General features: G+C 38.9%; 26 protein-coding genes. 15 read left to right on the forward strand and 11 right to left on the reverse strand.

The features are described 5' to 3' along the window. Nucleotides 1-94: 94 nt before the first annotated feature. The gene (putA, locus tag AC5NT5_RS04030; protein WP_494513433.1) at nucleotides 95-3,898 is read right to left on the reverse strand and encodes a bifunctional proline dehydrogenase/L-glutamate gamma-semialdehyde dehydrogenase PutA; all 3,804 of its coding nucleotides are present in this window, start codon (nucleotides 3,896-3,898) and stop codon (nucleotides 95-97) included. A gap of 168 nt (nucleotides 3,899-4,066) precedes the next feature. On the opposite strand from putA, the gene AC5NT5_RS04035 reads away from it, so the two are divergent. After that, nucleotides 4,067-4,549, forward strand: a complete 483-nt coding sequence (locus tag AC5NT5_RS04035) for a winged helix-turn-helix transcriptional regulator (protein WP_024596882.1) — start codon at nucleotides 4,067-4,069, stop codon at nucleotides 4,547-4,549. An 80-nt stretch (nucleotides 4,550-4,629) separates the two neighbouring features. On the opposite strand, the gene AC5NT5_RS04040 is transcribed toward AC5NT5_RS04035, so the two are convergent. From AC5NT5_RS04040 to AC5NT5_RS04070, 7 genes are all read right to left on the reverse strand, one after another. Beyond that, nucleotides 4,630-5,619 carry a GGDEF domain-containing protein gene (locus AC5NT5_RS04040; protein WP_494513434.1) on the reverse strand — a complete coding sequence of 330 codons (990 nt, stop codon included), beginning with the start codon at nucleotides 5,617-5,619 and terminating at the stop codon, nucleotides 4,630-4,632. 184 nt (nucleotides 5,620-5,803) lie between these two features. Then, nucleotides 5,804-6,184, reverse strand: a complete 381-nt coding sequence (locus tag AC5NT5_RS04045) for a DP-EP family protein (RefSeq protein ID WP_182673361.1) — start codon at nucleotides 6,182-6,184, stop codon at nucleotides 5,804-5,806. Nucleotides 6,185-6,204: 20 nt separating this feature from the next. Next, the gene (locus tag AC5NT5_RS04050; RefSeq protein WP_494513498.1) at nucleotides 6,205-9,459 is read right to left on the reverse strand and encodes an nSTAND1 domain-containing NTPase; all 3,255 of its coding nucleotides are present in this window, start codon (nucleotides 9,457-9,459) and stop codon (nucleotides 6,205-6,207) included. 161 nt (nucleotides 9,460-9,620) lie between these two features. Next, nucleotides 9,621-10,457, reverse strand: coding sequence for a mechanosensitive ion channel family protein (locus AC5NT5_RS04055; RefSeq protein ID WP_002958733.1), 837 nt, complete (start codon nucleotides 10,455-10,457; stop codon nucleotides 9,621-9,623). Between the two features lie 38 nt (nucleotides 10,458-10,495). Continuing rightward, nucleotides 10,496-11,239, reverse strand: coding sequence for an LrgB family protein (locus AC5NT5_RS04060; RefSeq protein ID WP_169059746.1), 744 nt, complete (start codon nucleotides 11,237-11,239; stop codon nucleotides 10,496-10,498). Next, nucleotides 11,232-11,585, reverse strand: a complete 354-nt coding sequence (locus AC5NT5_RS04065; RefSeq protein ID WP_010553207.1) for a CidA/LrgA family protein — start codon at nucleotides 11,583-11,585, stop codon at nucleotides 11,232-11,234. Before AC5NT5_RS04065 ends, AC5NT5_RS04060 begins: the two co-directional genes overlap by 8 nt. A gap of 71 nt (nucleotides 11,586-11,656) precedes the next feature. Then, a complete protein-coding gene (locus AC5NT5_RS04070; protein ID WP_494513435.1) occupies nucleotides 11,657-12,448 on the reverse strand; it encodes a crotonase/enoyl-CoA hydratase family protein in 792 nt (263 codons plus the stop codon). A gap of 367 nt (nucleotides 12,449-12,815) precedes the next feature. Between AC5NT5_RS04070 and AC5NT5_RS04075 the strand changes: the two genes are divergently transcribed. Genes AC5NT5_RS04075 through AC5NT5_RS04085 form a run of 3 tightly spaced genes read left to right on the forward strand, consistent with a single transcriptional unit; the run spans nucleotide 12,816 to nucleotide 14,499 of the window. Next, nucleotides 12,816-13,136 (forward strand): HI1450 family dsDNA-mimic protein, encoded by a 321-nt coding sequence (locus AC5NT5_RS04075; protein ID WP_002958729.1) that lies wholly within the window; start codon nucleotides 12,816-12,818, stop codon nucleotides 13,134-13,136. A 42-nt stretch (nucleotides 13,137-13,178) separates the two neighbouring features. Beyond that, nucleotides 13,179-13,991: a DUF481 domain-containing protein gene (locus tag AC5NT5_RS04080; RefSeq protein WP_002958728.1), complete on the forward strand. Its 813-nt coding sequence runs from the start codon at nucleotides 13,179-13,181 to the stop codon at nucleotides 13,989-13,991. 25 nt (nucleotides 13,992-14,016) lie between these two features. Then, nucleotides 14,017-14,499: a hypothetical protein gene (locus AC5NT5_RS04085; RefSeq protein ID WP_002958727.1), complete on the forward strand. Its 483-nt coding sequence runs from the start codon at nucleotides 14,017-14,019 to the stop codon at nucleotides 14,497-14,499. 42 nt (nucleotides 14,500-14,541) lie between these two features. On the opposite strand, the gene AC5NT5_RS04090 is transcribed toward AC5NT5_RS04085, so the two are convergent. After that, a complete protein-coding gene (locus AC5NT5_RS04090) occupies nucleotides 14,542-15,027 on the reverse strand; it encodes an FKBP-type peptidyl-prolyl cis-trans isomerase (RefSeq protein WP_002958726.1) in 486 nt (161 codons plus the stop codon). Nucleotides 15,028-15,039: 12 nt separating this feature from the next. After that, the gene (ygfZ, locus tag AC5NT5_RS04095) at nucleotides 15,040-15,951 is read right to left on the reverse strand and encodes a CAF17-like 4Fe-4S cluster assembly/insertion protein YgfZ (protein WP_182673365.1); all 912 of its coding nucleotides are present in this window, start codon (nucleotides 15,949-15,951) and stop codon (nucleotides 15,040-15,042) included. Nucleotides 15,952-16,115: 164 nt separating this feature from the next. Here ygfZ and AC5NT5_RS04100 point away from each other — a divergent pair, with 164 nt between their 5' ends. Further along, nucleotides 16,116-16,367 (forward strand): FAD assembly factor SdhE, encoded by a 252-nt coding sequence (locus tag AC5NT5_RS04100; protein WP_002958724.1) that lies wholly within the window; start codon nucleotides 16,116-16,118, stop codon nucleotides 16,365-16,367. A gap of 55 nt (nucleotides 16,368-16,422) precedes the next feature. Next, nucleotides 16,423-16,779, forward strand: a complete 357-nt coding sequence (locus AC5NT5_RS04105) for a hypothetical protein (protein ID WP_223231626.1) — start codon at nucleotides 16,423-16,425, stop codon at nucleotides 16,777-16,779. On the opposite strand, the gene nadB is transcribed toward AC5NT5_RS04105, so the two are convergent. Further along, nucleotides 16,754-18,364 carry an L-aspartate oxidase gene (gene nadB, locus AC5NT5_RS04110; protein WP_182673366.1) on the reverse strand — a complete coding sequence of 537 codons (1,611 nt, stop codon included), beginning with the start codon at nucleotides 18,362-18,364 and terminating at the stop codon, nucleotides 16,754-16,756. The genes AC5NT5_RS04105 and nadB overlap by 26 nt on opposite strands. A gap of 245 nt (nucleotides 18,365-18,609) precedes the next feature. Between nadB and rpoE the strand changes: the two genes are divergently transcribed. The 9 genes from rpoE (at nucleotide 18,610) to recO (ending at nucleotide 26,565) form a co-directional block, all read left to right on the forward strand. Continuing rightward, on the forward strand, nucleotides 18,610-19,191 hold the full coding sequence (gene rpoE, locus AC5NT5_RS04115) for an RNA polymerase sigma factor RpoE (RefSeq protein ID WP_002958721.1): 582 nt from the start codon (nucleotides 18,610-18,612) through the stop codon (nucleotides 19,189-19,191). A gap of 1 nt (nucleotide 19,192) precedes the next feature. After that, a complete protein-coding gene (locus AC5NT5_RS04120; protein WP_002958720.1) occupies nucleotides 19,193-19,810 on the forward strand; it encodes a sigma-E factor negative regulatory protein in 618 nt (205 codons plus the stop codon). A 4-nt stretch (nucleotides 19,811-19,814) separates the two neighbouring features. After that, the gene (locus AC5NT5_RS04125; protein ID WP_494513436.1) at nucleotides 19,815-20,765 is read left to right on the forward strand and encodes a MucB/RseB family sigma factor regulatory protein; all 951 of its coding nucleotides are present in this window, start codon (nucleotides 19,815-19,817) and stop codon (nucleotides 20,763-20,765) included. A gap of 20 nt (nucleotides 20,766-20,785) precedes the next feature. Then, a complete protein-coding gene (locus tag AC5NT5_RS04130; protein ID WP_494513437.1) occupies nucleotides 20,786-21,235 on the forward strand; it encodes a SoxR reducing system RseC family protein in 450 nt (149 codons plus the stop codon). 275 nt (nucleotides 21,236-21,510) lie between these two features. Continuing rightward, nucleotides 21,511-23,298, forward strand: coding sequence for a translation elongation factor 4 (gene lepA / locus AC5NT5_RS04135; protein WP_002958717.1), 1,788 nt, complete (start codon nucleotides 21,511-21,513; stop codon nucleotides 23,296-23,298). 16 nt (nucleotides 23,299-23,314) lie between these two features. Continuing rightward, nucleotides 23,315-24,250, forward strand: coding sequence for a signal peptidase I (gene lepB / locus AC5NT5_RS04140; protein ID WP_002958716.1), 936 nt, complete (start codon nucleotides 23,315-23,317; stop codon nucleotides 24,248-24,250). A gap of 2 nt (nucleotides 24,251-24,252) precedes the next feature. Continuing rightward, on the forward strand, nucleotides 24,253-24,930 hold the full coding sequence (gene rnc, locus AC5NT5_RS04145) for a ribonuclease III (RefSeq protein ID WP_002958715.1): 678 nt from the start codon (nucleotides 24,253-24,255) through the stop codon (nucleotides 24,928-24,930). Beyond that, nucleotides 24,920-25,852 carry a GTPase Era gene (gene era, locus AC5NT5_RS04150; RefSeq protein ID WP_182696102.1) on the forward strand — a complete coding sequence of 311 codons (933 nt, stop codon included), beginning with the start codon at nucleotides 24,920-24,922 and terminating at the stop codon, nucleotides 25,850-25,852. Before rnc ends, era begins: the two co-directional genes overlap by 11 nt. A gap of 20 nt (nucleotides 25,853-25,872) precedes the next feature. Beyond that, nucleotides 25,873-26,565 carry a DNA repair protein RecO gene (gene recO, locus AC5NT5_RS04155; protein ID WP_002958713.1) on the forward strand — a complete coding sequence of 231 codons (693 nt, stop codon included), beginning with the start codon at nucleotides 25,873-25,875 and terminating at the stop codon, nucleotides 26,563-26,565. The last annotated feature ends 1 nt before the right edge of the window (nucleotide 26,566 follow it).

Consider the following 26,566-nt stretch of genomic DNA (forward strand, 5'->3'; position numbering starts at 1 on the left):
ACTTTTAAACTAACAAACTTATACGTAACGACCAAATAAAAAAGGCACTTTACAGTGCCTTTTTTTATTTTTTAGTGAAAAACTATTAGCTTAATTATTCATCATCTTCAACAAGCGTCATTAGCGAGGTATTACCGCCTGATGCTGTTGTATCAATACTAATTGTTTTTTCAGTAATTAAGCGCTTGATTAATGTATCGTAATACTCAGAGCTAATTACCGGTAAAATTGCGCCTTTACGCTGTGCAAGCTGTTGGCTGAAGTAGCCTAAACGAGACGAGCGAGCGGCAACTACCGCACCAGCTAAATGAGGGTGAGCTAAGATAGCTTGTAACTGATTAGGTTTAGCTACTTGGAAAACACCTTCTGCAACACCTGTAGAGATAAATTTATCTTTAAAGGCAACAGCTTCATCGTAAAACAGCTCAGACGCTACAGTAATTACCGTATTACCTGCGGCAATAGCGGTAATGATAGACAATGCCCAGAAGTTAAATGATGTGCTCTTATCTGCATAACACACTACACAACCACGCGCTTCTAGATGAAGTGTATTAGACTCACCCGTTGGCCCTGGCAGGGTAGTAAATTTACGCATGTGCTTTTCAAGGCGGTTAAGCTGTGCACGAGCTTCTGATAATGTTAATGCTAAATCGTCTGCTAAATCGTCGATAATTTCTACCGTCGCGATTTTAGCAAGCAACTGACGTACAGCCGAAACTCGGTCGTTTAGTGGTGTTGCACGCCAGATTTTTTCATCGCGCATTGAGTTAGCCATTAGCTTTTTAACTTGCTCATCTGCACCGCTGTAGTGGTGTAAATCAAGCTCATCTGGCGTCAGGTTTGTCATTTGCACGTTATCTGGTGATGCCTTTTCTTTTACTAAACGTTGAAGGTAGTTAGGGCCACCGGCTTTAGGGCCAGTACCTGATAAACCACGGCCACCAAATGGTTGCACACCAACAATAGCACCAATCATGTTTCGGTTAATGTAAACATTACCCGCACGTGACATTTTAGCAAGGTACTCACAGCGCTCTTCAATACGTGAATGTACACCCATTGTTAAGCCATAACCTGTGTTGTTAATTTGATCCATCACATCATCAAGTTCGCTCGATTTAAAGCGAACAATATGAACACATGGGCCAAATACTTCACGCTTAAGTACTGATAAATCTTTGATTTCGTATAAACGAGGTGCAAAAAAGTATGCGCCATTTTGCGTGTTATTCGGGATTTTACACTCGTAATGAAGTATAGAATTACCTTTTAAGTACTCAACGTGCTCGTTTAAGTTTTTAAGTGCTTTTTCATCAATTACCGGACCAACATCAGTTGATAGTAATGATGGGTCGCCAATGTGTAGCTCAGCTAGCGCACCTTTAAGCATTTCGATAATGCCATCTGCTACGTCATCTTGAATGAATAAAACACGAAGAGCAGAACAACGTTGCCCAGCACTTTGAAAACCAGAACTGATCACATCGTCAACTACTTGCTCAGGAAGCGCCGTTGAGTCAACAATCATACAGTTTTGGCCACCTGTTTCTGCAATTAACGGTACTTGAATATCGTTACGTGCAGCAAGTGTTTGAGAAATTAATGTGCCTGTTTCAGTAGAGCCTGTAAACATAACCGCTTGAATGCGTTCATCAGGAACAATTGTTTTGCCTACTTCAGAACCACGAGCAATAACCGGTTGAACAACATGCTCAGGTAAACCAACAGACAGCATTAGTTCAATTGCACGAAGGGCGATTAAACTTGTTTGCTCAGCAGGCTTTGCTATTACAGTGTTACCTGTAACAATCGCAGCAGCAACTTGGCCTAAGAATATTGCAAGCGGGAAGTTCCACGGGCTAATACATAAAATAACGCCACGGGCTTCAAAACGCTCATCTTGCGATAACTCCTCAGCGCGCGCCGCGTAGTAACGGCAAAAATCAACCGCTTCACGTACTTCATCAATACCATCTTGCGCTACTTTACCTGCTTCTTTAATACAGATAGCAACAAGTTCGTCGTGATGACGCTCTAATATGTCAGCAACGCGACGCAGTAAGTTAGCACGTTCTCTTACTGGTGTTTGTGACCATGATTCAAGTGCTGCTTCAGCGTTAGCCAGTAATACTTTCATCTCTTCGCCAGTTTGCAATTTAACGTGGCCGATGATTTCTTTGTGATTTGCTGGGTTTTTAACTGCAAGTGAGCCTTCAGGTACTTGGCTTTGCTCAATTAAGTGCTCGTTAAACCATGTTTCAAGATTCTCTTTGAAAGGAGTGATAACGTTAATGTCGGTTAAATCCATGCCTTTAGAGTTAGCACGTTCTTCACCGTATAAATCAATTGGCATTTTGATTTGCGTATTGTACTTATTACGCAAGCCTTGCAATGTTTCTACAGGGTCTGGTAGTAGTGATTCAACAGGTTTTGTTGTATCTACAATGGCGTTCACAAATGATGAGTTAGCACCATTTTCTAACAAACGACGAACAAGGTACGCAAGGAGGTCTTCGTGTTGACCAACTGGGGCATACACGCGGCACTGAATTTTTTCTTCGTTAACGATTTGGTCGAATAATGACTCACCCATACCGTGCAAACGTTGAAATTCAAAACCAGTGTTGTCGCCTTTTGCTACTTCTAAAATAGTTGCGGCAGTGTAAGCGTTATGTGTAGCAAATTGCGGATAAAGCACATCGCGCGCTTCAAGCATTTTAATAGCACACGCTTTGTAAGAAACGTCTGTTGTTGCTTTACGGGTAAATACTGGGTAATGATCTAAACCATCTTGCTGTGTGGTTTTGATTTCAGTATCCCAGTATGCGCCCTTAACTAGACGTACCATCATCTTGCGACCAACGCGGGTTGCAAGGTCTGTTAGCCATTCAATTACAAAAATAGCGCGTTTTTGATAGGCTTGAACCGCTAAGCCAAATCCTTGCCAATCACCAAGATCTTCATCACTGAATACCGCTTCAATTACATCTAATGAAATATCTAAACGGTCTGCTTCTTCTGCATCAACGGTAAAGCCGATATCGTATTTTTTAGCGGCAAGAGCAAGTTCTTTTAACTTTGGTACAATTTCTTCCATCACACGGTCTTTATGAGTGAACTCATAGCGTGGATGAATAGCAGAAAGCTTAACTGAAATGCCCGGGCTCTTAATTGGACCACGACCATTAGCCGCTTCACCAATTGAGTGTATAGCATTCATGTAGCTGTCAAAGTAACGCTTCGCATCTTTCATTGTGCGCGCGCCTTCGCCTAGCATATCGTAAGAATACACATAGCCTTTTTGCTCTGTTTCGGCAGCACGTTCAATTGCTTCGTCAATGGTACGACCCATTACGAATTGCTTGCCCATAATTTTCATAGCAAAGTTTACAGACTTACGAATAACTGGCTCACCTAAACGACCAATGGTCTTTTTAAGCATGCCGAACTGTTGTTCTTTAGTTTTGTCTGTGTAGTTAACCATTTTACCGGTAACTAATAATCCCCAAGAAGATGCGTTTACAAATAAAGAATCGCTGCTTCCTAAATGAGAGCTCCAATCACCTTTGGCTAACTTGTCACGAATAAGTACATCTTGAGTTGCTTTATCTGGTACGCGAAGCAGTGCTTCGGCCAAACACATTAATACAACGCCTTCTTCACTAGAGAGTGAAAATTCATTTAAAAGCGCATCAACACCGCCTTGCCCATCTTGCTCTTTACGAATGTTCAAAACAATCTGGCGGGCTCTTTCCCAGGCACGACTTCGTGCTTTTACGCCTACTTCTGCAAGCGGTAAAATATGATCAATAACTGCATTTTCATCTATGCGGTAGAAGTCACGGATTCTTTGTCTGATAGGACAAGTAGTAGTTAAATCGCCGTTGAATAACATAAGCAACCCTCAGGATGTTAAGAATTAAAGTAAAATTAATTACCAATAAATTACCAGTGATATTGTGAGTGCATTCTAATTAAAATTCAGCAGAATATGCTGGTTAAATTTCGCGATTTACGATAATTTACAGGGTATAAATTTAACTTATCCGCATAAAATTCTGTTATGACAATTCCAAATAGATTACGCATGCTAGATCGTATTGATTTAGCCATACTAGACGTTCTTCAAAAGAACGGCAGAATTTCTAATGTTAACCTCGCAAAACAGGTTAATTTGAGTGCCAGCCCGTGCCTAGATCGTGTTAAACGATTAGAGCAAGAAGGGTATATTGAAGGCTATTATGCCAAGCTTAGCGAAGCTAAACTTAATCAGAGCTTAGTAGCGCATGTTCAAGTATCGCTTGTTGCTTCAAATACAGCTGTATTTAAAGTATTTAGAGAGCACATATTAAGGATAGAACAAGTAGTCGAATGTGACATGGTTGCTGGTGGTTATGATTACTTATTAAAAATTCGCGTTTCTAATATGGAAGAATATAGACAAGTTCTTGGCGACTTAGTAGATATTCCCGGCGTGGGTACTCATCATACTTATATGGTGATCGAAAAGATTAAAAAGGATGAAGGATTGTTAATCGATATTTAAGCTTTTCTCAAGTCATAAAAAAACCGCAATTGCGGTTTTTTTATTTTAGTAGATAAATGCTATACCAAATAATTAGTACATCACCTTATGCATAATTTATTACGACCTTCCGACTTCGCTCTGTATAAGGCAGTATCCGCCGCGCATATTAATGCCTCAGATGTTCTGTATTGATTATTGTATTCACATGCTAAACCCTGACTTACACTTATTTTTACATTCGCTGGTAAACCGAGATCTCTAAAATTAATGTGGAGTATTTTTTCTTGAATACGCTTAGCAATCATTTGTGCATTTGAAATGTGCGAACGAGGCAGCACAACAGCAAACTCCTCACCACCATAGCGTGCTACTAAACTGTCTTTAGATGGTAAGCACTCTTCAATTGTACGAGCAACTTTTTGAAGGCACTTATCACCTTTTACATGGCCAAAGTTATCGTTAAATAATTTAAAGTAATCAATATCAATAAGTATAAAGCTAAGAGGCTGCTTGTTAACTATGCACTCTTGCCAATTTTTTATGATGGTTTTTCCTAAAGTACAGCGATTAGCAATACCAGTGAGATGATCAAGTCTGGCTACGTTTTCCAGTACTTTATATTTTTTAACGTGCTTTGAAATATCATGCATTATACAAATAAAAAGTGGGGTACTTGCGACTACCGATTCGGGTAAACATGATATAGATAACTCAACATCTAAACAGTTACCATTATTTTTTCTTATTTTAACTTCTTTCGGACCATGGTTGAGTGGTGTTTGATAGTTGTTTTTCCAACTTTCAAACATGTATTTATAGTCATCGCGATACTGTTCTTGTAAACAATCTTGCCATTTTTTACCTATTAATGAATCAGACGTTACATTGAAAAAACGTGCTGCTACGGGATTTACTGATTCAAACACCCCATCTGCATTAACAATAAAAATAGCATCGGCCATGACATTAGTGACATTAATAATTGCGCTTATTTTTTCATTGTTAACGGTATTAGAAATGCTGCTGATTAATGCAGATACAGCGCTGTCGGTGTTGTTTGCTCTGCTATTTTCATTATTGTTAGACATGGTGTTGCTCATTTTTATTGTTAATGAAACTTTATGTCTAGCAGTTTATTCAATTTATCCTTTTTAAACCTTTCGGTAACCTTCTGATTTAAGTTGTTGTTATTTATGTTTATTTAAGGGGCGCTTTTAAATAAATTGCACCGCAATTAATATGCATGTGCAATTTAAAAATAAGCATTACTAATTAGAGTTCTTTTTCATTCTTAACTTGAGGATCAGCGCTTTCATATTTATTGCCATTACACTCAACGTTAAAGATTAAGCATACAGAGCCATTATTTTCATCTGTGTCGGTAATGATAATTGTGTGGCCGTTGTCACTTACTTTATAGCTGAAGTCTTGGGCACATGGTTTTTGTGTGTCGATATCGGTGATAGTAGCGCCAGTAAATACGAAACCATTTTGAATTGTGGCGTCGTCTAAATTGTAGTTGCCAGCGGTTTCAGTTCTTACAACACCACCGCCAGTAGCGGATTCGCCATTTTTTGTATAGCTAAAAATAGCTTCACCGTTGTTAAGTTTAATATTTACTTGAAAGTCGACATTTTCTAGGGTGTTATTCATATCATTTCCTTTATGAGTAATTATAGTTGGAAGTTCGTAATGCCTAATTTAACTAGGCTTGTTTTTATTTCTGATATCTCGTCTTCTCTGTTTAAACAGGTATAAGCTTGTACTAGTGGGTATGTTATTTTTACGCTCTGACTTATTTTTGCAGCTTTAGAAATTGCTTTGATAGCACTTAAGCAAAATTGCTCTCGCTGTTTATTAGTTGTAGCTAAGTTTGCTTTGATTAAGTTTATTCTTGTATATACTAAGTAATCACCAGTTTTAGTTAGGTTGGCTAATTGATGTTTGTAGTTTTCATTATTCTCAAGCTCAGTTAATAACTCCTGCGCTTTGAGTGGTGATTGTCTATTTATAAAATATTGAATCAGTGTAATTTGTGTATTAATAGTGCTGGTATTTTTAAAATTTTGAGATTTTAAAAAATTAATTATTTTTTCAATTGTTGAGTCAGTAGCTTCATCAGTAGATAGCATTAGTGAATGTGCTAAAGAGCGATAATACATAAGCTGAAATTTATTGTTTTTTGGATCTTGTACTAAAGCTTCATTGATAACTTGATTCGCCAAGCTGGCTTTTTTATGGGCCATCCGTTTATCACTCAAATAGCTCAGTAAATAACTTTGTTGCATATATAGGTTTGCTGACGTGTAAAAAAGGCTTGCATCACGAGGGTAGTTAGCAATCAATTTTGTGATTACGCCAACTGCACCTTCCAATATATTAACTGCTTCATTAAAGTTACTTAGCTTCTCTTCTGTTTTTGCAAGCCAACTAATCGTATCGGATTTATCTCGAAGTAAATCTTTGTTATTGGGTTTCAGTTCAAGCGCTTTATTTTTAAGTAAAAGTGACTCTGCAAAGTTCTTTTTTGCAGCGCTGTAGTTGGATTTTTCAATGTATAAAGAACCTAAAGAATTAGACGAATACGATAATTCCATAATGGAGTTAAAATCATTGGCTGCCAGCGCATACATTTTTTTACTGTAAGCGTGGTATTTTTTAAACATTTGCTCAGTAGCTTGATGATCATTTTGATCATAAGCTAATTGACCTAGCCAAAAGGCATTGGCGCCTGCAAGCGTTAGTAGCTCTAAGTTGTTAGGTTGTATTTTTAATAATGCCTCAAGGCGGGTGCGGGCGTTTTCAAAGGCGGTAAAGGCTTCATCGGTTTTACCTCGGGAATAAGCTACTTCACCCATTGCTTCGAGGGTTTGTGCGTACTGAAAACGGTTGTTAAATTGTGCTTTATTATCGCTAAAGCTAAAAAGTGAACTTGAATCGTCAGTTTGATCAGTAAAATACTCAAGTGCTTTATTACTAATACCATCAAGTAAGTCCATACGTTCAACGCTACGTAATTTATCGGCAAAGTCACCCACCATAAACCCTAGTAAGCTTTCGGCCTCAAGCTGTTTTTTTTGCGCATGTTGTTGGGCTTTAAAACTAGTGAAGCTCATTAATAACGCGGTAAATGTAAGTAAGCACAATAAAGTAACGGTCACTCGTTTTGCTCTTATTTTTGTTTTTGTTTTTTTTACAGAGCTTTTGATAAGAGCATGCTCGTTATCATCTAATTTAAACAGTTTGTCGTTAAGTAATAGCTGCGCTTCTTGTAGCGGTTTACCTGGCGCTAGGAGGTAAGCACTACTTTTACCTTCATCTATCCAATTTTGTGCTTGATGTTGTAAACGACTTTTTATTGCTAAGGCATCTTTATGGTCATTAATCCATTGTTTTGCGCGCGGCCATTGACGCAATAATGCCTCGTGAGCAAGACTAAAACAGGCTTCTTGGTTTTGTAAATGCGATACAAATAAACGGCTATCGACCATGGCTTGCACAAGCTCTTTTTGACTTGTGTTGGTTAATGTTTGCCAGCGGGCAGCGCGGCTCGTAATGGTTTTACCATCTGGGTTTAAAGTGATCAGTTGTGATAATACGCTTTTTAGTTGCTGCTGTTGCTCATTACTAAGATCAATAAATATATCTTCTGCTTTTTTGCCTATGGCGCCCTCAATACCCCCGAGTTTTGTGTAAACACTGTGCAGTAGCTCGTTATTATCACTGCGCTGTAAGTACAGCTCTTGCAATGTGTATTGCAGCATGGGCAATGCATCGGGGTTATTGGCTGTATCGGCGCACAATATTTCATCCAGTGGTGTTTGAGTTTGTGGGTCATTGGAGAACGTTAAATTAGCGGTTAACGCTGGCAGGCGAATAATTTGTTGGAGTTCTTGGCGGTTTGGCGGTGTTAAATCGTAGTGCGCGCCATGAGCTTTGCCTGCCATTAAACTTGGTTGTTCAACCACTAAAGGGTAAAAGTCGTTACGACACGCACTAAATACAATCACAGCTTTAGAGATTGCTAAGCACTCAATAACCGATAAAAAATGGCTGCGTGTTTCGCTACTAAATATAGGAGAAGAAAGCAGTACTTCTAAGCGGTCAATAAATAAAAATAACTGGGGTGTTTTAAGTTGTGTAGAGGCTTTACTAAGTGCAGCTTGTATGGCGTTAATTACGCCATCTATTGCCAATTCTAGTTGCTCTGCAAGTGTTTGCGCGCTTAATCCTTCAAACACAGGCTGGGCGTTTATATCCCAATCAAGTAATGCAGAAGCTAAGTCTAGAAAAAGTCTATTTTTATGCACATCTGCAAAGTCGATCTGGGTGTAGGAAATAACCCCGATGCCATTATAGCCTCGCTCATCTAGCAGTCTTGGTAAAATTCCAGCATTAACAAGCGAGGATTTACCTGTACCACTAGGGCCAAGTATTAAGCAAAAAGCACGACCGTAATTTACCTGGCTAGATATCCTTTCCAGCAGGGTAGCTATAGGTTGGGTACGGCCAAAAAAAACGTGGGTATCATTTGGGTTATATGCACGCAGGCCTAAGAAAGGGGATCCTCCCTGCCATGTACTTTTAGTGCTTGGGATAGGATCTGCTAACGGAAAAGATAATTTTGCAATAATGCGGTAGCCACGTTTACGGATAGTTTCAATATAATGTGGTTCATTGGCTTTATCACCGAGCGCTTTTCTTAGCTGAGTGATAGTTTTATGTAATGGATTATCGCCAATATCAGTATTTTTCCAGCATTTATTGAGCAATTCATCGCTGCTTACAATGTCGCCATTTTGTTGACACAAATGCAACAAAACTTCCATCGCTTTGGGCTCTAACTGTTTGGCTTTACCAGTGAGTTGAATTGAGTTAGTTGAAGGTGTTACTTGCCAATCGCCTAGGTAGAAGGTGTTGCGCATCATCATTACTCATTATTGTTTTTTTATTATTAAAATTAAGTGCGTATTGATATTTATTAACACTATTTATATGGCAAATAAATCTATAACACAACTATTTGAGTTTATTCTGAGCAGAGGGGGGAGTAAAGGATGAGCTTGCAGATATGCAAGCTCAAAATAAATTAGCTTTCTAGGTCGGCTTTGTTAATTGTAATGACGCGTTGAGGGAATGGAATTTCAATATCAGCGTTATTAATTGCTTTATAAACACCACCGTTAATAGCCAGTTTGGTTTCGATAATTTTAGTAGTAGGCACCCAGTATCGGTAGCTTATTGTAACACCGCTATCGGCGAAGCGTTCAATACCCACTTGTGATAACGGATTTTGTGCGACTAATTCATGTGCTTTAAGTACGTCTTCAATGAGGCTAATCGCGTTATCAGAGCAAGCACTATAGGCTATGTCTATTTCACCTTTGACCAATGAGTAACTAAATGAGTTATGAAGTATTTCACCCACTATGTGCTTATTTGGAATGGTGATTTCTACTTTTTCTTCATTGATTAAAATAGTGTAGCCAAGCTCAATTGTTTTAACTTGGCCGCTTACATTTTTAACTTCAATAGTATCACCAACAACAAAAGGTCGAGTGGCTATAATGGCAAGGCCTGCACCATAATTAGAAAGCATTCCTTGCAGCGCTAAACCAGCACCTAAAGATGCAGCACCAATGGCTGCTACAAATGGCGTAACGCTGATACCTATTTTGCCAAGTGCAATAATTATAACCATTACAATTAGCAGTACTTTTACCACGCTACTGACAAAGTTTGTGAGCGTAATATCAACGTTATGACGGGTCATTAACGCGGCTACAAATTTGGCAAGCTTTTGTGCTATCCACAAACCAATGAGGACGATAAAAATAGCGCCAACAATTTGCATACTGTAGGTAACCATATACTCAGTAAGCATGGTGTAATATTTTTCAAACTGCTCGATTTCAGAACTGATCATAAAGCGCTCTATGTTAGGGCTATGTTGTATTTTTCCAACTATAGCAAAATGTTGACTAAAAATGGATATAACAGCGGCACTATAATCGCTGTTAATAAAGCACTTAGTGCCATTGCAACTGATGAGTAAGCGCCTACTTTTGGATGCTCAGCAATAGCAGCAGCGGTCCCAATTGCATGGCAAGCTGTGCCCATGGCAACGCCTTGAGATTCGTGATTAAAAATATTAATGAGTTTAAAAAGCATAAAACCAAATAAAGCGCCTAGTAAACCAATAAAAATAACTAAAGCCGCAGCAAGTGAGCTAATCCCTCCTAACGAGTCGGTAACAATTAAAGATATTGGGGTCGTCACACTGAGTGCGGCAACAGATGCACTTAGCTGTGCAGGTGCGTTAAATAATATGCTTAGCAAAAATGCCACAACGGTTGCGTTAACAATGCCTAAGCTACATGTTGCGACTATGAGTAATAGATTTTTTCGTACGTGTGTAAACTGCTGATATAAAGGAAGCGCTAGAGCCACAATTGCGGGCTCTAATAACCAGCTTAGTAATTTGCTGTGCGTGGCAAATTGCGTATAAGGCAAGTTTAGATTAACGAGTAATAAAGCGATAATACTAATACTTAAAAATACGGGGTTGGTGAGCGATTTAAATACGCTGTTTTTTATACTTTGGTTTACGGCCCTTAGTGCTAAAAATAATACAATAATAAAAGGAATACTTAGCCACCATAAATTAGGCTGTAGCTCTGAAATAGCGGAAAAAGTAAAATTAGTCATTATTTTCTCTTCCCTTAAAGTACGCAATTACACTGCTAACAAGCAATAAGGTAGTTATAGGGACAAGCACCACAACTGATGCTAAAAATGCCCAGTGCGATTTTATAAGACCGAGATGCTCAATAAATCCCACACCAGCAGGAATGAAAAATATAGGCATAATATTTAAAATAGGGGAGGCGCATGGTTTTACATGTTGCTCTTTTACAATACCCGATAAGAGTAAAACTAATAAAATAACCATAGCGAGTAACGGCGCAGGAAAGCTTCCACCAATAAAGTGCATAATGAGTTTAGCGCAGGCTAAACATAGTAAAATAATAGCGCTACTGAGCAGATATTTCATCAAAGTGGCTCACAGAAAAGATAAGAGCTTAACTTTAACAAATCAAACTCTTTTATGCATTCTGCAATAGTCTACCAGTGCTTTGTATTTGCGTAGGTTATATCCGCTTTTCCTTTTGCTTTAGCAATTGCTTTTTTAGTGTTTGGGTTTAGCAATAAGCGAATTTGGCTGAAGGTTTCTTTAGCGAGTATTTTTCGTTGGTTTGGTTTATAGCTAAGTTGTGTAACACGTTTAATAGCAGCAAGCGTATCGGGTGAGCGCTCAAGTAATGTATTGAGCATGTTTTGCGTGGCTTGTTGAGTATCATCGGTAAGCTGAGTAACTAAACCTAGCTCATTTGCTTGTTGTGCTGTGATTGGGTTTGCGTGGCTTGCAAGCCAAAGGGCTTGGTCACGCTTAACTAAACCGCTCATCATTACATTTGCGCCCATATCGGGGCACAACCCCCAACGCGCTTCCATAATGGCAAGCTTGGCATCAACATGGACAATCCTGTAATCGGCACCCAGCGCTATTTGCAAACCACCCCCTAAACAGTTGCCATCAATTTGTGCAATAACAGGCACGCTCAGTGACTGCCAGCCTAATACTACTTTTTGCGCTAAGTTTTGATTGCCAGGTAACCATTTAAGCAATAATTTTATAATATTCAATGGTGCCGCCATTACGGCTGATATATCAAGGCCTGCACAAAAATGCTCGCCATCGCCTTTTATTACTACAGCACGAATACTGCGATCTCTTTTTATGTTTTTAATGGCTTTGTTTAGCTCTACAAACATTTCAAAGCTTAATGCGTTTTGTTTTTTTGCTCTGCTAAGCGTGACGGTTGCAATGCCATTTTGTTTTTCTAGTTTTATCATTACACACTCCTCTGACCTGTTAGTTGAGCTTATGTTGTTATAAGAATTAAGTAAAGTGACGGTATTTTTTAAATAAATGGAATTTATTGCTAAAGCTGTAGTCTTAAAGGGTTAGATTTAGATGAGAAAAAGCTAAACAATTAGCACTTGAGATAATAAAATTTTTTACGTTGTTATTTTAAGCTTAAATTAAAAAAGTAATCTTGATATTCAATGGGTTAGTTAAATTATTATTTATTGTTTGAGTTGTATGCTGAATAAAGCATGACTCAGTTACAAAAAAGTCTGTGTTTTACGCTTTTTTTTATCAAAATGATGATGAGATTTGATAATATAGCGCAACTTAAAAGCTTAAGGTTAAGCACATATGTCGGGTCCACGTTTATATACGGTAGAAGAAGCTACTCACCAAGCTTATGATATTTTTTTAGAGCTAGCGCCAAATAACTTGAGTGATAAAGATGTTGAAGACTTTAATGAGTTTAGAGAAGACCTAGGCTTTATCGAAGAAGACGAGCCAGACGATCAGTGGCAAGATTTTGTTGCCCTTGAGATAGAGCCAGAGCACTTTATTCAGGTGCTAGTTGGTTTAGAATTTGAAAATGATGATGTTTTGTTTGCTAAAATTTTGATTAGTCGTGATAAAGATGCTCCGTTTTGTCATATTTTATGGAAAGAGAGTGAATAAGCAATACCGCTTATTTTTATAATTGTGTGCAGAGAGAGTGTTGTGTGTAAGTATTTATTTTTAATTTTTTTAATAATTAGCTGCCCAAGTTGGGCTGTTGATCCATTTGAAGATTTTCATGAATATGGCAAGCTCTCTGATGAAGAAATTCATGAGTTACACAAAGGTGATATGCTTTACGGTGATACTGAATTTGGTTTTATTCTAAGTAAAGGTAACACCAATTCGACCAGTTTTAAGCTCAAAGGTAATTTATACCAAGATTTTGAAAAATGGCGTAACCAATTTAAAATAGACTCTCTTTATAAGCGTGATGAGAACGATGAAAGCGGTGGCACTGATGTTACAGCTAATCGTATTTTTGTATCAGCGCAAGGTAACTATAAAGTAGGTGTTAAAAACTCCTCATTTTTTATTTACGGTGATTACGAAGAAGATGAGTTTAGTGGACTTGATTTTAAAAGCACGGTGGCGACAGGCTATGGTGCGCGTGTATATCAAGGCTCTAAAAACAAAGTAGATATTGATATAGGACCTGGTTTATACCGTTCAGTCGCCGATGAAGATTCGGATGTGAGCGAAGATGAAATTGATAAAACCGGTTATTTAGTACGTGTTGCAATGCAGTGGGAACGTTTGGTCTCTAAGCGTACTCGTTTTAATCAAGATGTGAGTATAGAGCAGTCGCTTTCAGGTCTTAATTCTCGCTTAAAATCGGAAACAGCACTGATAAGCCAAGTGATTGGCGCGGTATCACTCAAATTTACCTACATGTATCGTTATAATTCAAAACCCGAAGATGATAAACTCAAGTTTGACTCAGAGCTGAGTGCTACATTGGTATACAGCTTTTAAGTATTTATTTAATTTAGAGAATATTATGTATCAGCATAAACAGTATGCGGTGTTTATCTTTTTTGTATTAGCGTGGATTGGCGGTTTTGTGGCGCTTGCGTGGAACTTGTTAGGCGCTGATGGACCTTTAATAATATTTACTGGGATTTTAGTGCTGGTGGGCTTTTTGTTCCATGGCCTAACAGTAAAAGTAGATGATAAAAATATTAGCTGGGCGTTTGGTCCAGGCGTTGCTGGGCAAAGTATTGAGCTTAGCGAAGTAGCAGAAGCAAAAGCAGTTCAAAACTCTTACAGGCACGGTATTGGTATGCGAATTACTCATGATGGTTGGGTATATACAGTATCTGGCTTTAGTGCAATACAGTTAACGCTCAAAGATGGCACATTGTATAGAGTTGGTACAAACGATCAAAAAGGTTTACTAGCTGCTTTAAAAGAAAAAAACGTATCAATCGCGCTGCCTAGTAAGCCAAAAGCTGAAACGGTTAAGCGTAACAATATGATATAAAAAAAGCGCCTAAGGCGCTTTTTTTATCTGTTTAGCAGTGCATTAGTGGTCGTGGCCACACCCACCTTCGCCATGTACGTGGCCGTGAGTTAATTCATCTTCTGTAGCATCACGTACTTCTAGTATTTCTACATCAAAGTTAAGTGTTATACCTGCAAGTGGGTTATTACCATCTACAATCACTTCTTCATCTTGGATATCGATGATCATTACTGATTGGTCACCATCATCTGTTGATGCACGAAATTGCATGCCAACTTCAATTTCCATACCTTCAAACATTGATTTAGGTACTGCTTGCATTAGGTTTTCGTGGCGCTCGCCGTAACCTTCTTCAGGTTCAACCTTTACGCTAAGCGTGTCGCCTGGTTGCTTGCCCAGCAAAGCATTTTCTAGGCCTGAAATTAAATAGCCTGTGCCAATGATAAAGTGTAGTGGCTCACCACCGAACGAGTTATCAATGCTATTGCCATCATTATCCATTACTGAATAATGCATTTTTACCACTTTGTTTGCCGCAACGATCATAGTCATTCCTATTTATTCATCTTCAAGAGAGTAGGGTAGAGGCAGAATGCTTAGCTCCACCTGAGGTGTGTGTTTTGCACGAAGTACCTGAGTTACATCAGTATCGTTTGGCAACACAACGAGGCCTGTTAATTTATTTGTTTGCTCATCAAAGCTTTGTGCAATAAGTTTACCTGCACGGCGCCAATTTTCGCCTAATTGGGTTTCTAAATCAGGCTCTGAAAGAATCCCTTCGCTTTGCCCTGAAACGATATACATTGCACGTTTATTTTTACCAAGGTACTTCATACGGGCTACGGTTTCTTGACCTGTATAACACCCTTTTTTGAAACTTATACCGCCAATAGCATGTAGGTTTACCATTTGAGGAACGTACTCGCCAATTGCATCTGCACTTAGCTGAGGCTCACCGGCAAGCATCGCTGCTTGTTGCCAAGGGGCTTCGTTATCAAGTGTGGATACGTTATCAGGCATGCTAAATTGGTTATCAACCATTATTAAAACACGGTTATCAGCTAATTTTAGCGCTTTGCCATTAGTAAAATCACACGCGCTTGCATCGCCTTCAAAGCTAATATCAAGTTGTGCCAGTACATCAGATAAATCATCACCAATTAAACCAATTAAACGTTTTGAGCATTCAGTAATATCAACTTTTGCAAATACAGCGTATTTTTTAAGTTCAGCTAATGATTTTTCAACTTCAGCTTGGCTACCTGCAAGGTAGTAACTATCTTGGTAAGAAAATAATTTAAATACACCCCAAAGTTTACCTTTGGCGCTGCAATGGCCAGCCCACAAATAATTACTGCTGGTTAATTTATTTAGATCTTGAGTGATTTGTCCGTGCAGATAAGATAATTTATCAGCACCGCGGAGGCTAATAAGTTGATGAGATAACGGACATGCATAAACGCTCGACATAAAAACCTTCTTTGCAATATAAATGAAGTGACATAATAACGCAGTTGTTACGTATGGTACAGACAAGCGCTTATTGGTGCGGGTTTATTATTTAATGAGAGATTAATAGCTGCTAAACAGGCTTGTGTTTGTTAAACTCGAGTCAATTAAGTATGAGGTTTAAAATGGTTGAAATTCATAGTAAAGCACGTATTCGTTGGGCTTGTCGTCGTGGCATGTTAGAGCTAGATGTTTTGTTTATGCCGTTTGTAGAAGAAGCATACGACTCTTTGAGCGCAGAGCAACAGGCTATCTTTCAACGTTTGCTAACAGAAGAAGACCCTGACTTATTTGCATGGTTTATGGGTCATGAAGAATGTAAAGACGAGCAGTTAAACGGTATGGTTTCGCTGATCTTAGACCGAGTTCGTGTATAGGTTTACGGTTACGAATAATAAAGCTGACCACAAACCAATTGTGGTCTTTTTTTGCATGCTCAGTTTTATATTATGTTTATTTTTGGATTCACTATTAGCTATGCTTTTTTGTTTAATAATTAATGCACTAGCTGGCTTGATAATGTGGCGCAAGGTATTAGCAATTCACCCGCATGAGGGCATTATAATATTAGAACCAAAGTTATTTAGGTTTGAGGGCGAGAGCTTAAAAATTCAGGGGGAAATAAGTAACAAAAGCCGATTTTATGGTAATAATATATGGCTTCATATTAAAGGTTTTAGTAACAACCATTGGCTTATAATTTCAGCCAATGGCGTTAATGAGCAAAGTTATGCGCGTCTAAAACGTGCCACTGTCGGCGCAATTAATTGCGTTTTGGAGTCAAAATAGTCGGCATTGGATTTTCACTTTGTTCAGGGTAATCAATAGTGTAATGCAAGCCTCTGCTTTCTTTTCGCTCCATAGCACTTCTAATAATAAGCTCTGATACTTGCACTAAATTACGAAGCTCAAGTAAGTTGTTACTTACTCTAAAGTTTGCATAGTAATCGTGTATTTCTTGCTGTAGCAACTCAACTCTATGAAGTGCTCGTTCTAAGCGTTTAGTAGAGCGTACAATACCTACATAATCCCACATAAATAAACGTAGTTCATGCCAGTTATGGGTAATAACAATTTCTTCATCTGAGTTACTAACACGGCTCTCATCCCAATGAGGAAGCGCCATCGGCTCTGGTGCATGTTCAATTTTACTTAAAATATCTTTAGCTGCAGCGTGGGCAAATACAATGCACTCTAATAGTGAATTACTTGCCATACGGTTTGCACCATGTAAACCTGTGTAAGCAACTTCACCTACAGCATATAAGTTATCGAGATCTGTTTTGCCGTTAAAGTCAGTCATTACACCACCACAGGTATAATGCGCAGCAGGCACAACTGGGATTGCTTCTTTCGTTATATCGAGGCCTACACTTAAGCATTTTGCGTAAATAGTAGGAAAGTGCTCAATAATAAAGTCTTTATCTTTGTGGCTAATATCTAAATAAACACAGTTAGCGCCTAAGCGCTTCATTTCAAAATCGATTGCGCGTGCCACTATATCGCGTGGAGCAAGCTCTTCACGGCTATCAAAGTCTTTCATAAACCGAGTTCCATCAGGGCGCTTTAAATAAGCCCCTTCACCGCGCATGGCTTCGGTAATCAAAAAGTTTTGTAGCTCTGGATGATAAAGACTTGTTGGATGAAATTGATTAAATTCCATATTGGCAACTTTACAACCTGCACGCCAAGCCATTGCAATACCATCACCACTTGATACGTCTGGATTAGATGTATATAAATACACTTTACTTGCACCACCGGTTGCAAGAGCAACAAATTTAGCTGAAATGGTTTCTACCTTTTTAGCTTTTTTGTTCCACACATACATGCCTTCAATGTGTGAGCCTGTTTTTCCGGCGCTTTTATCTGTGATTAAATCAATGGCGTTGTACTGCTCTAAAAGCGTTATATTTTTATGAATTTTAACTTGGCTGATAAGTGTTGTTTGCACCGCTTTGCCTGTTGCATCGGCTGCATGCAATATACGGCGATGGCTGTGACCACCTTCACGTGTTAAATGAAAACGCTCTTTTCCTTTGCTATCAAACTCCATATCAAAGGGTACGCCTTGGTCGATTAACCACTGTAGGCAATCGTGGGCATTGCTGGCGGTATAATGAACAGCGTCTCTATCGCATAAACCGCCGCCTGCATCGAGTGTATCTTCAACATGAGATTCTATGCTGTCGTTTTGTTTATCAAATACAGCAGCTATACCGCCTTGGGCATATAAAGTAGAACCTTCGGTAAGCGCTCCTTTACTGATCACGGTAACGTTACAATAATTAGCTAGAGATAATGCAAGTGATAAGCCTGCTGCGCCGCTACCTATAATAGCGACATCTGCAATGTGATGTTTATTTTGGTTCATGTCAGAGGTACTTTGCGGTTACAATGCCCATATAGAGCAATATTTGTTTTTAATATCTGTAGTTGTATCATATTTGTCATACTACTACGTAGTGATTTTAAAGGCTTAGCGCCGTTATTATCATCTATTTTATAAAAAAATAATATTAAGCAGAACTTTTTATTCATAAAGAGGTCAGAGTATTTGTGAACAATGACGACAATATGAATAACAAGCAAAAATCAGACATAGGAGTACCGGCTCGAATGAGCGAGCAGGAATTAGATTTAGTGCTAGTAAAAAGGGTCCAGCAAGGAGATAAAAACGCCTTCAACCTATTAGTAAAGAAGTATCAAAACAAAATTGCAGGTTTGATCTCACGTTATGTATCTAACCAAGGCGATATTGCTGATGTAGCACAAGAAGCTTTTATTAAAGCTTATCGTGCACTTCCTAACTTTAGAGGTGACAGCGCCTTTTACACGTGGTTATACCGTATTGCCGTTAATTGTGCTAAAAATTACTTAGTAGCCCAGGGGCGTAAGCCGCCAGCAAATGATATAGACGCTGAAGATGCCGAGTTTTATGATTGTGCTGATTCAATGCGATCGAATGCATCTCCTGAAAACCTACTTTTAAGCGAAGAAGTACGCGCTGTTATTTTTAATACGATTGATAGTTTGCCTGAAGATCTTAAAACCGCAATCACCCTTAGAGAAATAGAAGGGATGAGCTATGAAGAAATAGCAGTGGTAATGGATTGCCCAGTCGGGACTGTGCGTTCGCGTATATTTCGTGCCCGTGAAGCAATAGATAACAAATTAAACCCATTAATAGGCGAGTCTTAGTATGACAAAAGCACACCTTAACAAGTTAGATAACGAAGCGTTATCGGCATTACTTGATGGCGAGCAACATCTAACTGATGCAAAAATTGCAGAGCAAGATGTAACTACGTTTGGCCGTTATGCGTTAATTGGTGATGCGATGCGTGCTCAAAAAAATAATAACGACATACATATTGATATTAGCGATCGCGTTGCATTAGCACTAGAAAGCGAGCCTGTTTATGCTGACTTTAGTCAGTCAAAAACACAGCCTCAAGCAATCACTGAAACAGTACAAGATAATAAAGTAGTCGCTTTTAATTGGCGCAAACCAGTTGCTCAATTAGCTATTGCAGCAAGTGTAGCGATGTTTGCTATTGTGGGCGTTAATACGCTTCCTCAAAGTAACAATGAGCAGCAAAGTGAAATTCCATTACTGCAAACCACACCGTTAGCAGGTATGGCATCGCCAGTAAGTTATTCGTCTGAGCCAGCGCTTGAAAATGCTGAGCAAGGTTTACGTGAACTACAGCAACAGCGTATTGGTGCGTTAGTTCTTGAGCATCAACGCCAAGCACGAGTTGCGAATTCTTTAGAAACAGCGCAAACTAATACCAAAGCGTCTGAGGAAAAAAACTAATTAAATGAAAGTAATCACTTTTGTTCTGTCGTTGGTAGTAAGCTTTAATGCATTTGCCGACGACACAAATCCTGCCAAAGATTTATTACTCAAAATGGCTAATGCCGTTCACACCCGTAATTTTGACGCTTCGTTTGTGGTTGTCAAAGGTAAAACAATGGAACCTTACCGATGGGTGCATGCTTTACAAGGTGACACCGAACTTGAGCATTTAAGTTTACTTAACGGTGCTGGGCTTGAAATGGTCCGTATCGATAATCAAGTTACTTATTTTGAACCTCAGTCTGAACCATATTCTCTAAAAACAGATTCAATAGCAGGTCCAATCCCTGAAGTACTATTTAAAGATATAGACCGCTTAAGTGCGCACTATGATTTTGTACTAGGCGGCAAAGGTCGTATTGCAGGGCGCGCAGCGCAACTTGTTCGCATTGAATCTAAAGACGAGTATAAATATAATTACTGGATTTGGTTGGATATGGAATCGTCGTTGTTACTAAAAGCCGCGTACGTTAACCATGAAGGTGAAGCCTTAGAGCAGTTACAGCTTACACATATTAGTGTGACAGAGCAGCCAGCCGGTATGCTAGTTGAAGTGCTCAATCGAAACTTTCCAACGCCTTTGCCAAACGATGCACTTATAAATGAAGATAGTACTGCCACTAATTGGAAAATTAGCTGGTTACCAGATGGCTTTGAGTTGCTAAAATCAGACAGACATAAGCTCGATTTAAATAACGAGTTAACTGATTATTACTTGTTCTCTGATGGTTTTGTTGAGGTTTCTGTATTTATTCAGCGCCCATTACCAGGTAAGCGTTTAAGTGGAGCACTCACTTCTGGTGCAACGACAGTATATGTGCATAATGGCGGTAATTTTGATGTTTCGGTTGTTGGTAATGTACCGAGTATGACCGCAAAAGCGATTGCAGAGTCAGTTACCCGCGCACTATAGACGATTCCGTAAGGATTGTTATGATTGAACAAACCCTCACTGTTGTGGCCCTCGATGGCCACATTGCTCATTTAGAAGCACAGCAAAAACAAGCTTGTGAAGGCTGCAATGGTCGTTGCGGCTCACAAGTGTTTAGTAAATTATTTGGCACTGCAAAAAAAACCTTTCCTCATAAATTTGAATCCTCTGTAGAAATAGGGCAAAAGGTCACTTTGTCACTAGATGATAGTCATGTTGTTAAGCATGCTTTTGCGGTTTACATGCTACCGCTCCTTTTGAGTCTTGTTTTTGCATTTGTTGCGGCGCAATTGTTTATAGCTTCCGAAGGCTGGCAGATTTTAGCTGCTGCTCTAGGTGGCGTTACTGGCTTTTTTATAGCTAAAACTCGCGTGAAATCTCTAAAGCACGATATAAAAGTTATAAAAATTCACCCAATTAGTATCCCTTTAACTCAAATAGATGGTGATTGACGCCAATTAAATGTAAAATTGCCGTTTTATACCAAAGTAACTTGGAAATACAGGGAACCGTGGTTTTTTAAATTATTTTATCTGGCTGAATTATTTAAGTTAAGTAAATATAACTTATTGTTATTCAATACATAAAATGGTTGTAACCCATCTTAAAAAGCGTAAGTACAGTTTGTTATATACAAATTTAGCTTATGGCATCCTAAAGCAAGTATTTTCAAGTCACTTAGGTATTCATATTTAGTCCATTAAAATAGAAGTATAGAATCCAGTTTATGAAGCATATCCGTAATTTTTCGATCATCGCCCATATTGACCATGGTAAATCGACCCTTTCAGATCGTTTGATCCAAGTTTGTGGCGGTTTAACCGACCGTGAAATGCAAAAACAAGTTTTGGATTCAATGGATATTGAGCGCGAACGTGGTATTACCATTAAAGCGCAAAGTGTAACGTTGAATTACAAAGCGAACGACGGCGAAACCTACCAACTTAATTTCATTGATACTCCAGGACACGTTGATTTTACGTATGAAGTTTCACGATCTTTAGCTGCTTGTGAAGGCGCGTTGCTTGTTGTTGATGCAGGCCAAGGCGTTGAAGCACAAACATTAGCTAACTGTTACACCGCTATTGAAATGGAATTAGAAGTAATTCCAGTACTTAATAAAATCGATTTACCGCAAGCGGATCCTTTACGTGTTGCAGAAGAAATTGAAGAGATTATTGGTATTGATGCCCTTGATGCAGTGCAGTGTAGCGCTAAAACAGGTGTAGGTATTGCCGAAGTTCTTGAAATGATTGTTAAAGATGTACCGCCGCCAGTAGGCGACAAAGATGCACCTTTACAAGCACTTATTATCGATTCTTGGTTTGACCCATACCAAGGCGTTGTATCACTAGTGCGTATTAAGCACGGTGAATTACGCACTGGCGACAAAATAAAAATAATGTCGAACGAGCATATACATACTGCCGACCAAGTAGGTGTGTTTACACCTAAGCAAACCAACACCGGTATTTTAAGAACAGGTGAAGTAGGGTTTGTTATTGCTGGTATTAAAGAGATACATGGTGCGCCAGTAGGTGACACTATTACTCATCAAAAAAATGCAGCTCCACTTCGCTTACCTGGCTTTCAAAAAATTAAGCCTCAGGTTTATGCGGGTATGTTCCCAATTGCATCAGATGAGTATGAATCGTTCCGTGATGCACTTAATAAATTAAGCTTAAACGATGCGTCGTTATTCTTTGAACCAGAGAATTCAACTGCACTTGGCTTTGGTTTCCGCTGTGGCTTTTTAGGTATGCTACACATGGAAATCATTCAAGAGCGTTTAGAGCGTGAATACGATATTGATTTAATTACAACAGCACCTACGGTAATCTATGAGATAGTTACTAAAGAAGGTACATTTCAGATTGATAATCCATCTGATTTGCCTGCAGTAAACGATATTGTAGAGATTCGTGAGCCGATTGTTGAAGCTAATATTTTGGTACCACAAGAATACCTAGGTAACGTTATTACTTTGTGTATTGAAAAACGTGGTAGCCAAACAAAAATGACTTATCACGGAAAGCAAGTCGCTGTAACTTACGAGCTACCTATGGCTGAAGTGGTGATGGACTTCTTTGATAAATTAAAATCAACTAGCCGTGGTTTTGCGTCTCTTGACTATAACTTTAAACACTTTCAAACATCAGATATGGTGCGTGTTGATATTTTAATCAATGGTGAGCGCGTTGACGCACTTGCGATAATTGTTCACAGAGATGGTGCACAGTCTCGTGGTCGCCAGTTAGCTGATGCGTTAAAAGAGCTTATCCCACGTCAAATGTTTGATATAGCGATTCAAGCTGCTATCGGACAACATGTTATTGCCCGTACCACGGTAAAACAATTACGTAAAAACGTAATTGCTAAGTGTTACGGTGGTGATGTGAGCCGTAAGAAAAAGCTACTTAAAAAGCAAAAAGATGGTAAAAAACGTATGAAGCAAGTAGGTAATGTTGAAGTGCCTCAAGAAGCGTTTTTAGCTATTTTAAAAGTTGGCAAATAAAAACAAAGGATTATAAATGGCTGGTTATTTTTCAGTTTTATTGGTGTTATTAACTTTAGGCTCAGGCTTAATATGGTTAATAGATCACTTAATGTACGCCCCAAAAAGGCAGGAGCGCTTAGCGATAGCGCAAACGTCTGCTGGAGCTCCGTTAGATGAAGAAACTGCGGCATTAATTGCACCAGAACCAGTACTAACAGAAACAGCAAAGTCGATTTTCCCGATGATTGCAGCAATTACTATTTTTAGATCATTTATCTTTGAACCGTTTCAAATTCCATCCGGTTCAATGATGCCTACATTATTAGTAGGTGATTTTATTTTAGTACAAAAGTATTCATATGGAATAAAAGACCCTGTTTGGCGTACTCAATTAGTTGATATTGGGCAGCCTGAGCGTGGTGATATTGTTGTTTTTAAATACCCTTTAGATGAAAATGTTGACTATATTAAACGTACAATTGGTTTACCTGGCGATAAAATTGTTTATCGCGATAAACGTTTATATATTCAGCCAAATTGTAAAGAAGGCGAAACCCAGCAGGGTGAGCTTTTATGTAATGAATTCAATAAAATTGATTTTAAACTAATTAATGATAACGAATTCAAACAAGGCCCAATGCCTCTAGCTCGTGTAAATGAAAATTTAACAACAGTTACGCATGATATATTAATCAACCCACAAGCGCCTGAGAGAAAAGGGCGTTACTACCAGCAACCGGGCACGCCTTCTGATGAATGGACTGTTCCTGCTGATCATTATTTTATGATGGGTGATAACCGCGACAACAGCCAAGATGGTCGCTTTTGGGGCTTTGTACCAAAAGAAAACTTGGTGGGTAAAGCTGTCTTTATATGGATGAGTTTTGAATTTGAGAATGGCCCTGATGATATTTTACCAGGATGGGTTCCAACTGGTGTTCGCTTTGAGCGCCTAGGTAATATTCAGTAACGATGAAAAAAAATGTAACAGAATTATATAAAAAAATTGGCTATGAATTTGCCGATCAAGGTTTACTTGAGCAAGCAATGACGCACCGCAGCCACAAAGGCCAGCATAATGAGCGACTAGAATTTTTAGGCGACTCTATTTTAAGCTTTGTGATTGCCAATGCACTTTATGCCAAATTTCCTAAAGCGCGTGAAGGCGATTTAAGCCGCATGCGCTCAACGCTTGTGCGTGGTCAAACACTTGCCGAGTTTGGTCTTGAATTTGGCCTAGGCGATTATTTACGCTTAGGGCCGGGCGAGCTTAAAAGTGGCGGATTCCGTCGCGAGTCAACGCTTGCTGATGCAGTAGAAGCTATTATTGGCGCTGCATTTTTAGATTCAGGTATTGATAGCTGTGGCGATCTTATATTGTCATGGTACGAATCACGATTAGATGCTATTTCACCAGGGCTTAACCAAAAAGATCCGAAGACCCTGCTGCAAGAGTATTTACAAGCCCGTAAATTATCTTTACCGGGTTACACTGTGGTTGATACCAAAGGCCAAGCACACAATCAAACATTCACGGTCGAATGTATTGTTGATGGAATGGATAGCATAATTTCTGTAGGTAGCTCGCGCCGTAAAGCCGAACAAAAAGCTGCTGAAAAAGCATTGAAGATACTTAAAAATGAACCTTGATACCCTAATACAGCCTCATGAAGGTGATGTAGATACGTTTTGTGGAATGGTTGCTATTGTAGGGCGCCCAAACGTAGGTAAGTCGACTTTGCTTAATGAAATTATTGAGCAAAAAGTGAGTATTACCTCACGTAAACCACAAACCACGCGCCATCGTATTATGGGTATTCATACCGAAGATAAACACCAAGCGGTATACATAGATACACCAGGTCTACACGTTGAAGAAAAACGTGCGATTAACCGTTTAATGAACCGTGCCGCGTCTAGTTCTATCGGCGATGTTGAGCTTATTATTTTTGTAGTTGAGGGCACTCATTGGAATGCCGATGACGACATGGTACTTAATAAAGTATCGCAAAGTGGTAAGCCGGTATTATTGGTTATTAATAAAATAGACCAAGTTAAAGACCGTGACCTTGTGTTGCCTCATATGAAGTGGTTAAGTGACAAATTTGATTTTGTTGGAATTATGCCAGTATCGGCAACGCAAGGTAAAAATGTTGATTTAATCAAAGCAGAAGTAACTAAACGCTTACCTCCTTGCGAATTTTACTTTCCGGAAGATTATGTAACTGACCGTTCAATGCGCTTTATGGCAGCTGAAGTAATTCGTGAAAAACTAATGCGTTTTATGGGCGAAGAATTGCCGTATTCTGTAACTGTTGAAATTGAGCAGTTTAAATGGCAAGACAACGGTATTTGGCATATCAACGGGTTGATTCTTGTTGAGCGCGAAACACAAAAACGCATGGTTATTGGTAATAAAGGCGAAAAGCTAAAAACCATTGGTCGTGAAGCCCGTAAAGACATAGAAGAAATGCTTGATAACAAAGTATTCTTAGAGCTTTGGGTTAAAGTTAAGTCGGGTTGGGCTGACGATGAACGTGCACTAAGAAGCTTAGGTTACAGTGAAGACTAGACCAAGCAGTAGCTTAGTGAATGGATAGCGACTTCTACACCGCGTATTTATTACATCGGCGTCCTTATAGTGACTCCCAAGTAATGTTAGATATGCTTGTAGAAGGCGTTGGTCAGTTAAGAATGCTGGCCCGAATTAGTGGTCGCCAGGCCACTAAACATAAAGCACAACTTCAGCCGTTTCAGGCACTGCTTGTTAATTACAGTGGCAAGTACGATTTAAAATATATCAATAAGTTTGAACTGCATGGGAACTCGCACTTTTTAAAAGGTGATGAGCTTTATTGTGGTTTTTATTTAAATGAGCTTACAAATCGTATCGTTCCTGTTAACGAGCCAATTGAACAAGTATTTGAGCTATATAAAACTCATCTATCAAACCTAAACAGCGGGGCTAATTTACAAGAGGTGCTTCGCTCATACGAGTTTCAACTATTGGAATTACTCGGTTATGGCGTGGATTTTAGTTTTGACGCCAGTGGTGAACCAATAGATGAAAAGCAGACGTATAGTTATTTCCCCGAACTTGGTTTTTTAGTACAAGAAGATACACGTTCTGGATTTAGTGGCAAACAACTCAACGCCATAGCAAATCATGACTTTAGCCAAAATGATGTGCTATATATGGCAAAGCAATTAAGTCGCTATTTATTAAAACCCTTATTAGGTAGTAAACCATTAAAAAGCCGCGAGCTATTTATGGCCTCTCAATAAA

The sequence above is a fragment of the Pseudoalteromonas sp. J2K-J599 genome (assembly GCF_059295115.2).

What these genes read in the sequence shown, in the direction of transcription:
- AC5NT5_RS04055 (WP_002958733.1), bottom strand. Translation starts at nt 10,457, where the DNA reads ATGATCAGTTCTGAAATCGAGCAGTTTGAAAAATATTACACCATGCTT.
- AC5NT5_RS04105 (WP_223231626.1), top strand. Translation starts at nt 16,423, where the DNA reads ATGCTCAGTTTTATATTATGTTTATTTTTGGATTCACTATTAGCTATG.
- lepB (WP_002958716.1), top strand. Translation starts at nt 23,315, where the DNA reads ATGGCTGGTTATTTTTCAGTTTTATTGGTGTTATTAACTTTAGGCTCA.
- AC5NT5_RS04125 (WP_494513436.1), top strand. Translation starts at nt 19,815, where the DNA reads ATGAAAGTAATCACTTTTGTTCTGTCGTTGGTAGTAAGCTTTAATGCA.
- lepA (WP_002958717.1), top strand. Translation starts at nt 21,511, where the DNA reads ATGAAGCATATCCGTAATTTTTCGATCATCGCCCATATTGACCATGGT.
- AC5NT5_RS04035 (WP_024596882.1), top strand. Translation starts at nt 4,067, where the DNA reads ATGACAATTCCAAATAGATTACGCATGCTAGATCGTATTGATTTAGCC.
- rpoE (WP_002958721.1), top strand. Translation starts at nt 18,610, where the DNA reads ATGAGCGAGCAGGAATTAGATTTAGTGCTAGTAAAAAGGGTCCAGCAA.
- recO (WP_002958713.1), top strand. Translation starts at nt 25,873, where the DNA reads ATGGATAGCGACTTCTACACCGCGTATTTATTACATCGGCGTCCTTAT.
- AC5NT5_RS04060 (WP_169059746.1), bottom strand. Translation starts at nt 11,239, where the DNA reads ATGACTAATTTTACTTTTTCCGCTATTTCAGAGCTACAGCCTAATTTA.
- nadB (WP_182673366.1), bottom strand. Translation starts at nt 18,364, where the DNA reads ATGAACCAAAATAAACATCACATTGCAGATGTCGCTATTATAGGTAGC.
- ygfZ (WP_182673365.1), bottom strand. Translation starts at nt 15,951, where the DNA reads ATGTCGAGCGTTTATGCATGTCCGTTATCTCATCAACTTATTAGCCTC.
- AC5NT5_RS04090 (WP_002958726.1), bottom strand. Translation starts at nt 15,027, where the DNA reads ATGATCGTTGCGGCAAACAAAGTGGTAAAAATGCATTATTCAGTAATG.
- AC5NT5_RS04130 (WP_494513437.1), top strand. Translation starts at nt 20,786, where the DNA reads ATGATTGAACAAACCCTCACTGTTGTGGCCCTCGATGGCCACATTGCT.
- AC5NT5_RS04075 (WP_002958729.1), top strand. Translation starts at nt 12,816, where the DNA reads ATGTCGGGTCCACGTTTATATACGGTAGAAGAAGCTACTCACCAAGCT.
- AC5NT5_RS04100 (WP_002958724.1), top strand. Translation starts at nt 16,116, where the DNA reads ATGGTTGAAATTCATAGTAAAGCACGTATTCGTTGGGCTTGTCGTCGT.
- AC5NT5_RS04045 (WP_182673361.1), bottom strand. Translation starts at nt 6,184, where the DNA reads ATGAATAACACCCTAGAAAATGTCGACTTTCAAGTAAATATTAAACTT.
- AC5NT5_RS04050 (WP_494513498.1), bottom strand. Translation starts at nt 9,459, where the DNA reads ATGATGCGCAACACCTTCTACCTAGGCGATTGGCAAGTAACACCTTCA.
- putA (WP_494513433.1), bottom strand. Translation starts at nt 3,898, where the DNA reads ATGTTATTCAACGGCGATTTAACTACTACTTGTCCTATCAGACAAAGA.
- AC5NT5_RS04120 (WP_002958720.1), top strand. Translation starts at nt 19,193, where the DNA reads ATGACAAAAGCACACCTTAACAAGTTAGATAACGAAGCGTTATCGGCA.
- era (WP_182696102.1), top strand. Translation starts at nt 24,920, where the DNA reads ATGAACCTTGATACCCTAATACAGCCTCATGAAGGTGATGTAGATACG.
- AC5NT5_RS04085 (WP_002958727.1), top strand. Translation starts at nt 14,017, where the DNA reads ATGTATCAGCATAAACAGTATGCGGTGTTTATCTTTTTTGTATTAGCG.
- AC5NT5_RS04070 (WP_494513435.1), bottom strand. Translation starts at nt 12,448, where the DNA reads ATGATAAAACTAGAAAAACAAAATGGCATTGCAACCGTCACGCTTAGC.
- AC5NT5_RS04040 (WP_494513434.1), bottom strand. Translation starts at nt 5,619, where the DNA reads ATGTCTAACAATAATGAAAATAGCAGAGCAAACAACACCGACAGCGCT.
- rnc (WP_002958715.1), top strand. Translation starts at nt 24,253, where the DNA reads ATGAAAAAAAATGTAACAGAATTATATAAAAAAATTGGCTATGAATTT.
- AC5NT5_RS04065 (WP_010553207.1), bottom strand. Translation starts at nt 11,585, where the DNA reads ATGAAATATCTGCTCAGTAGCGCTATTATTTTACTATGTTTAGCCTGC.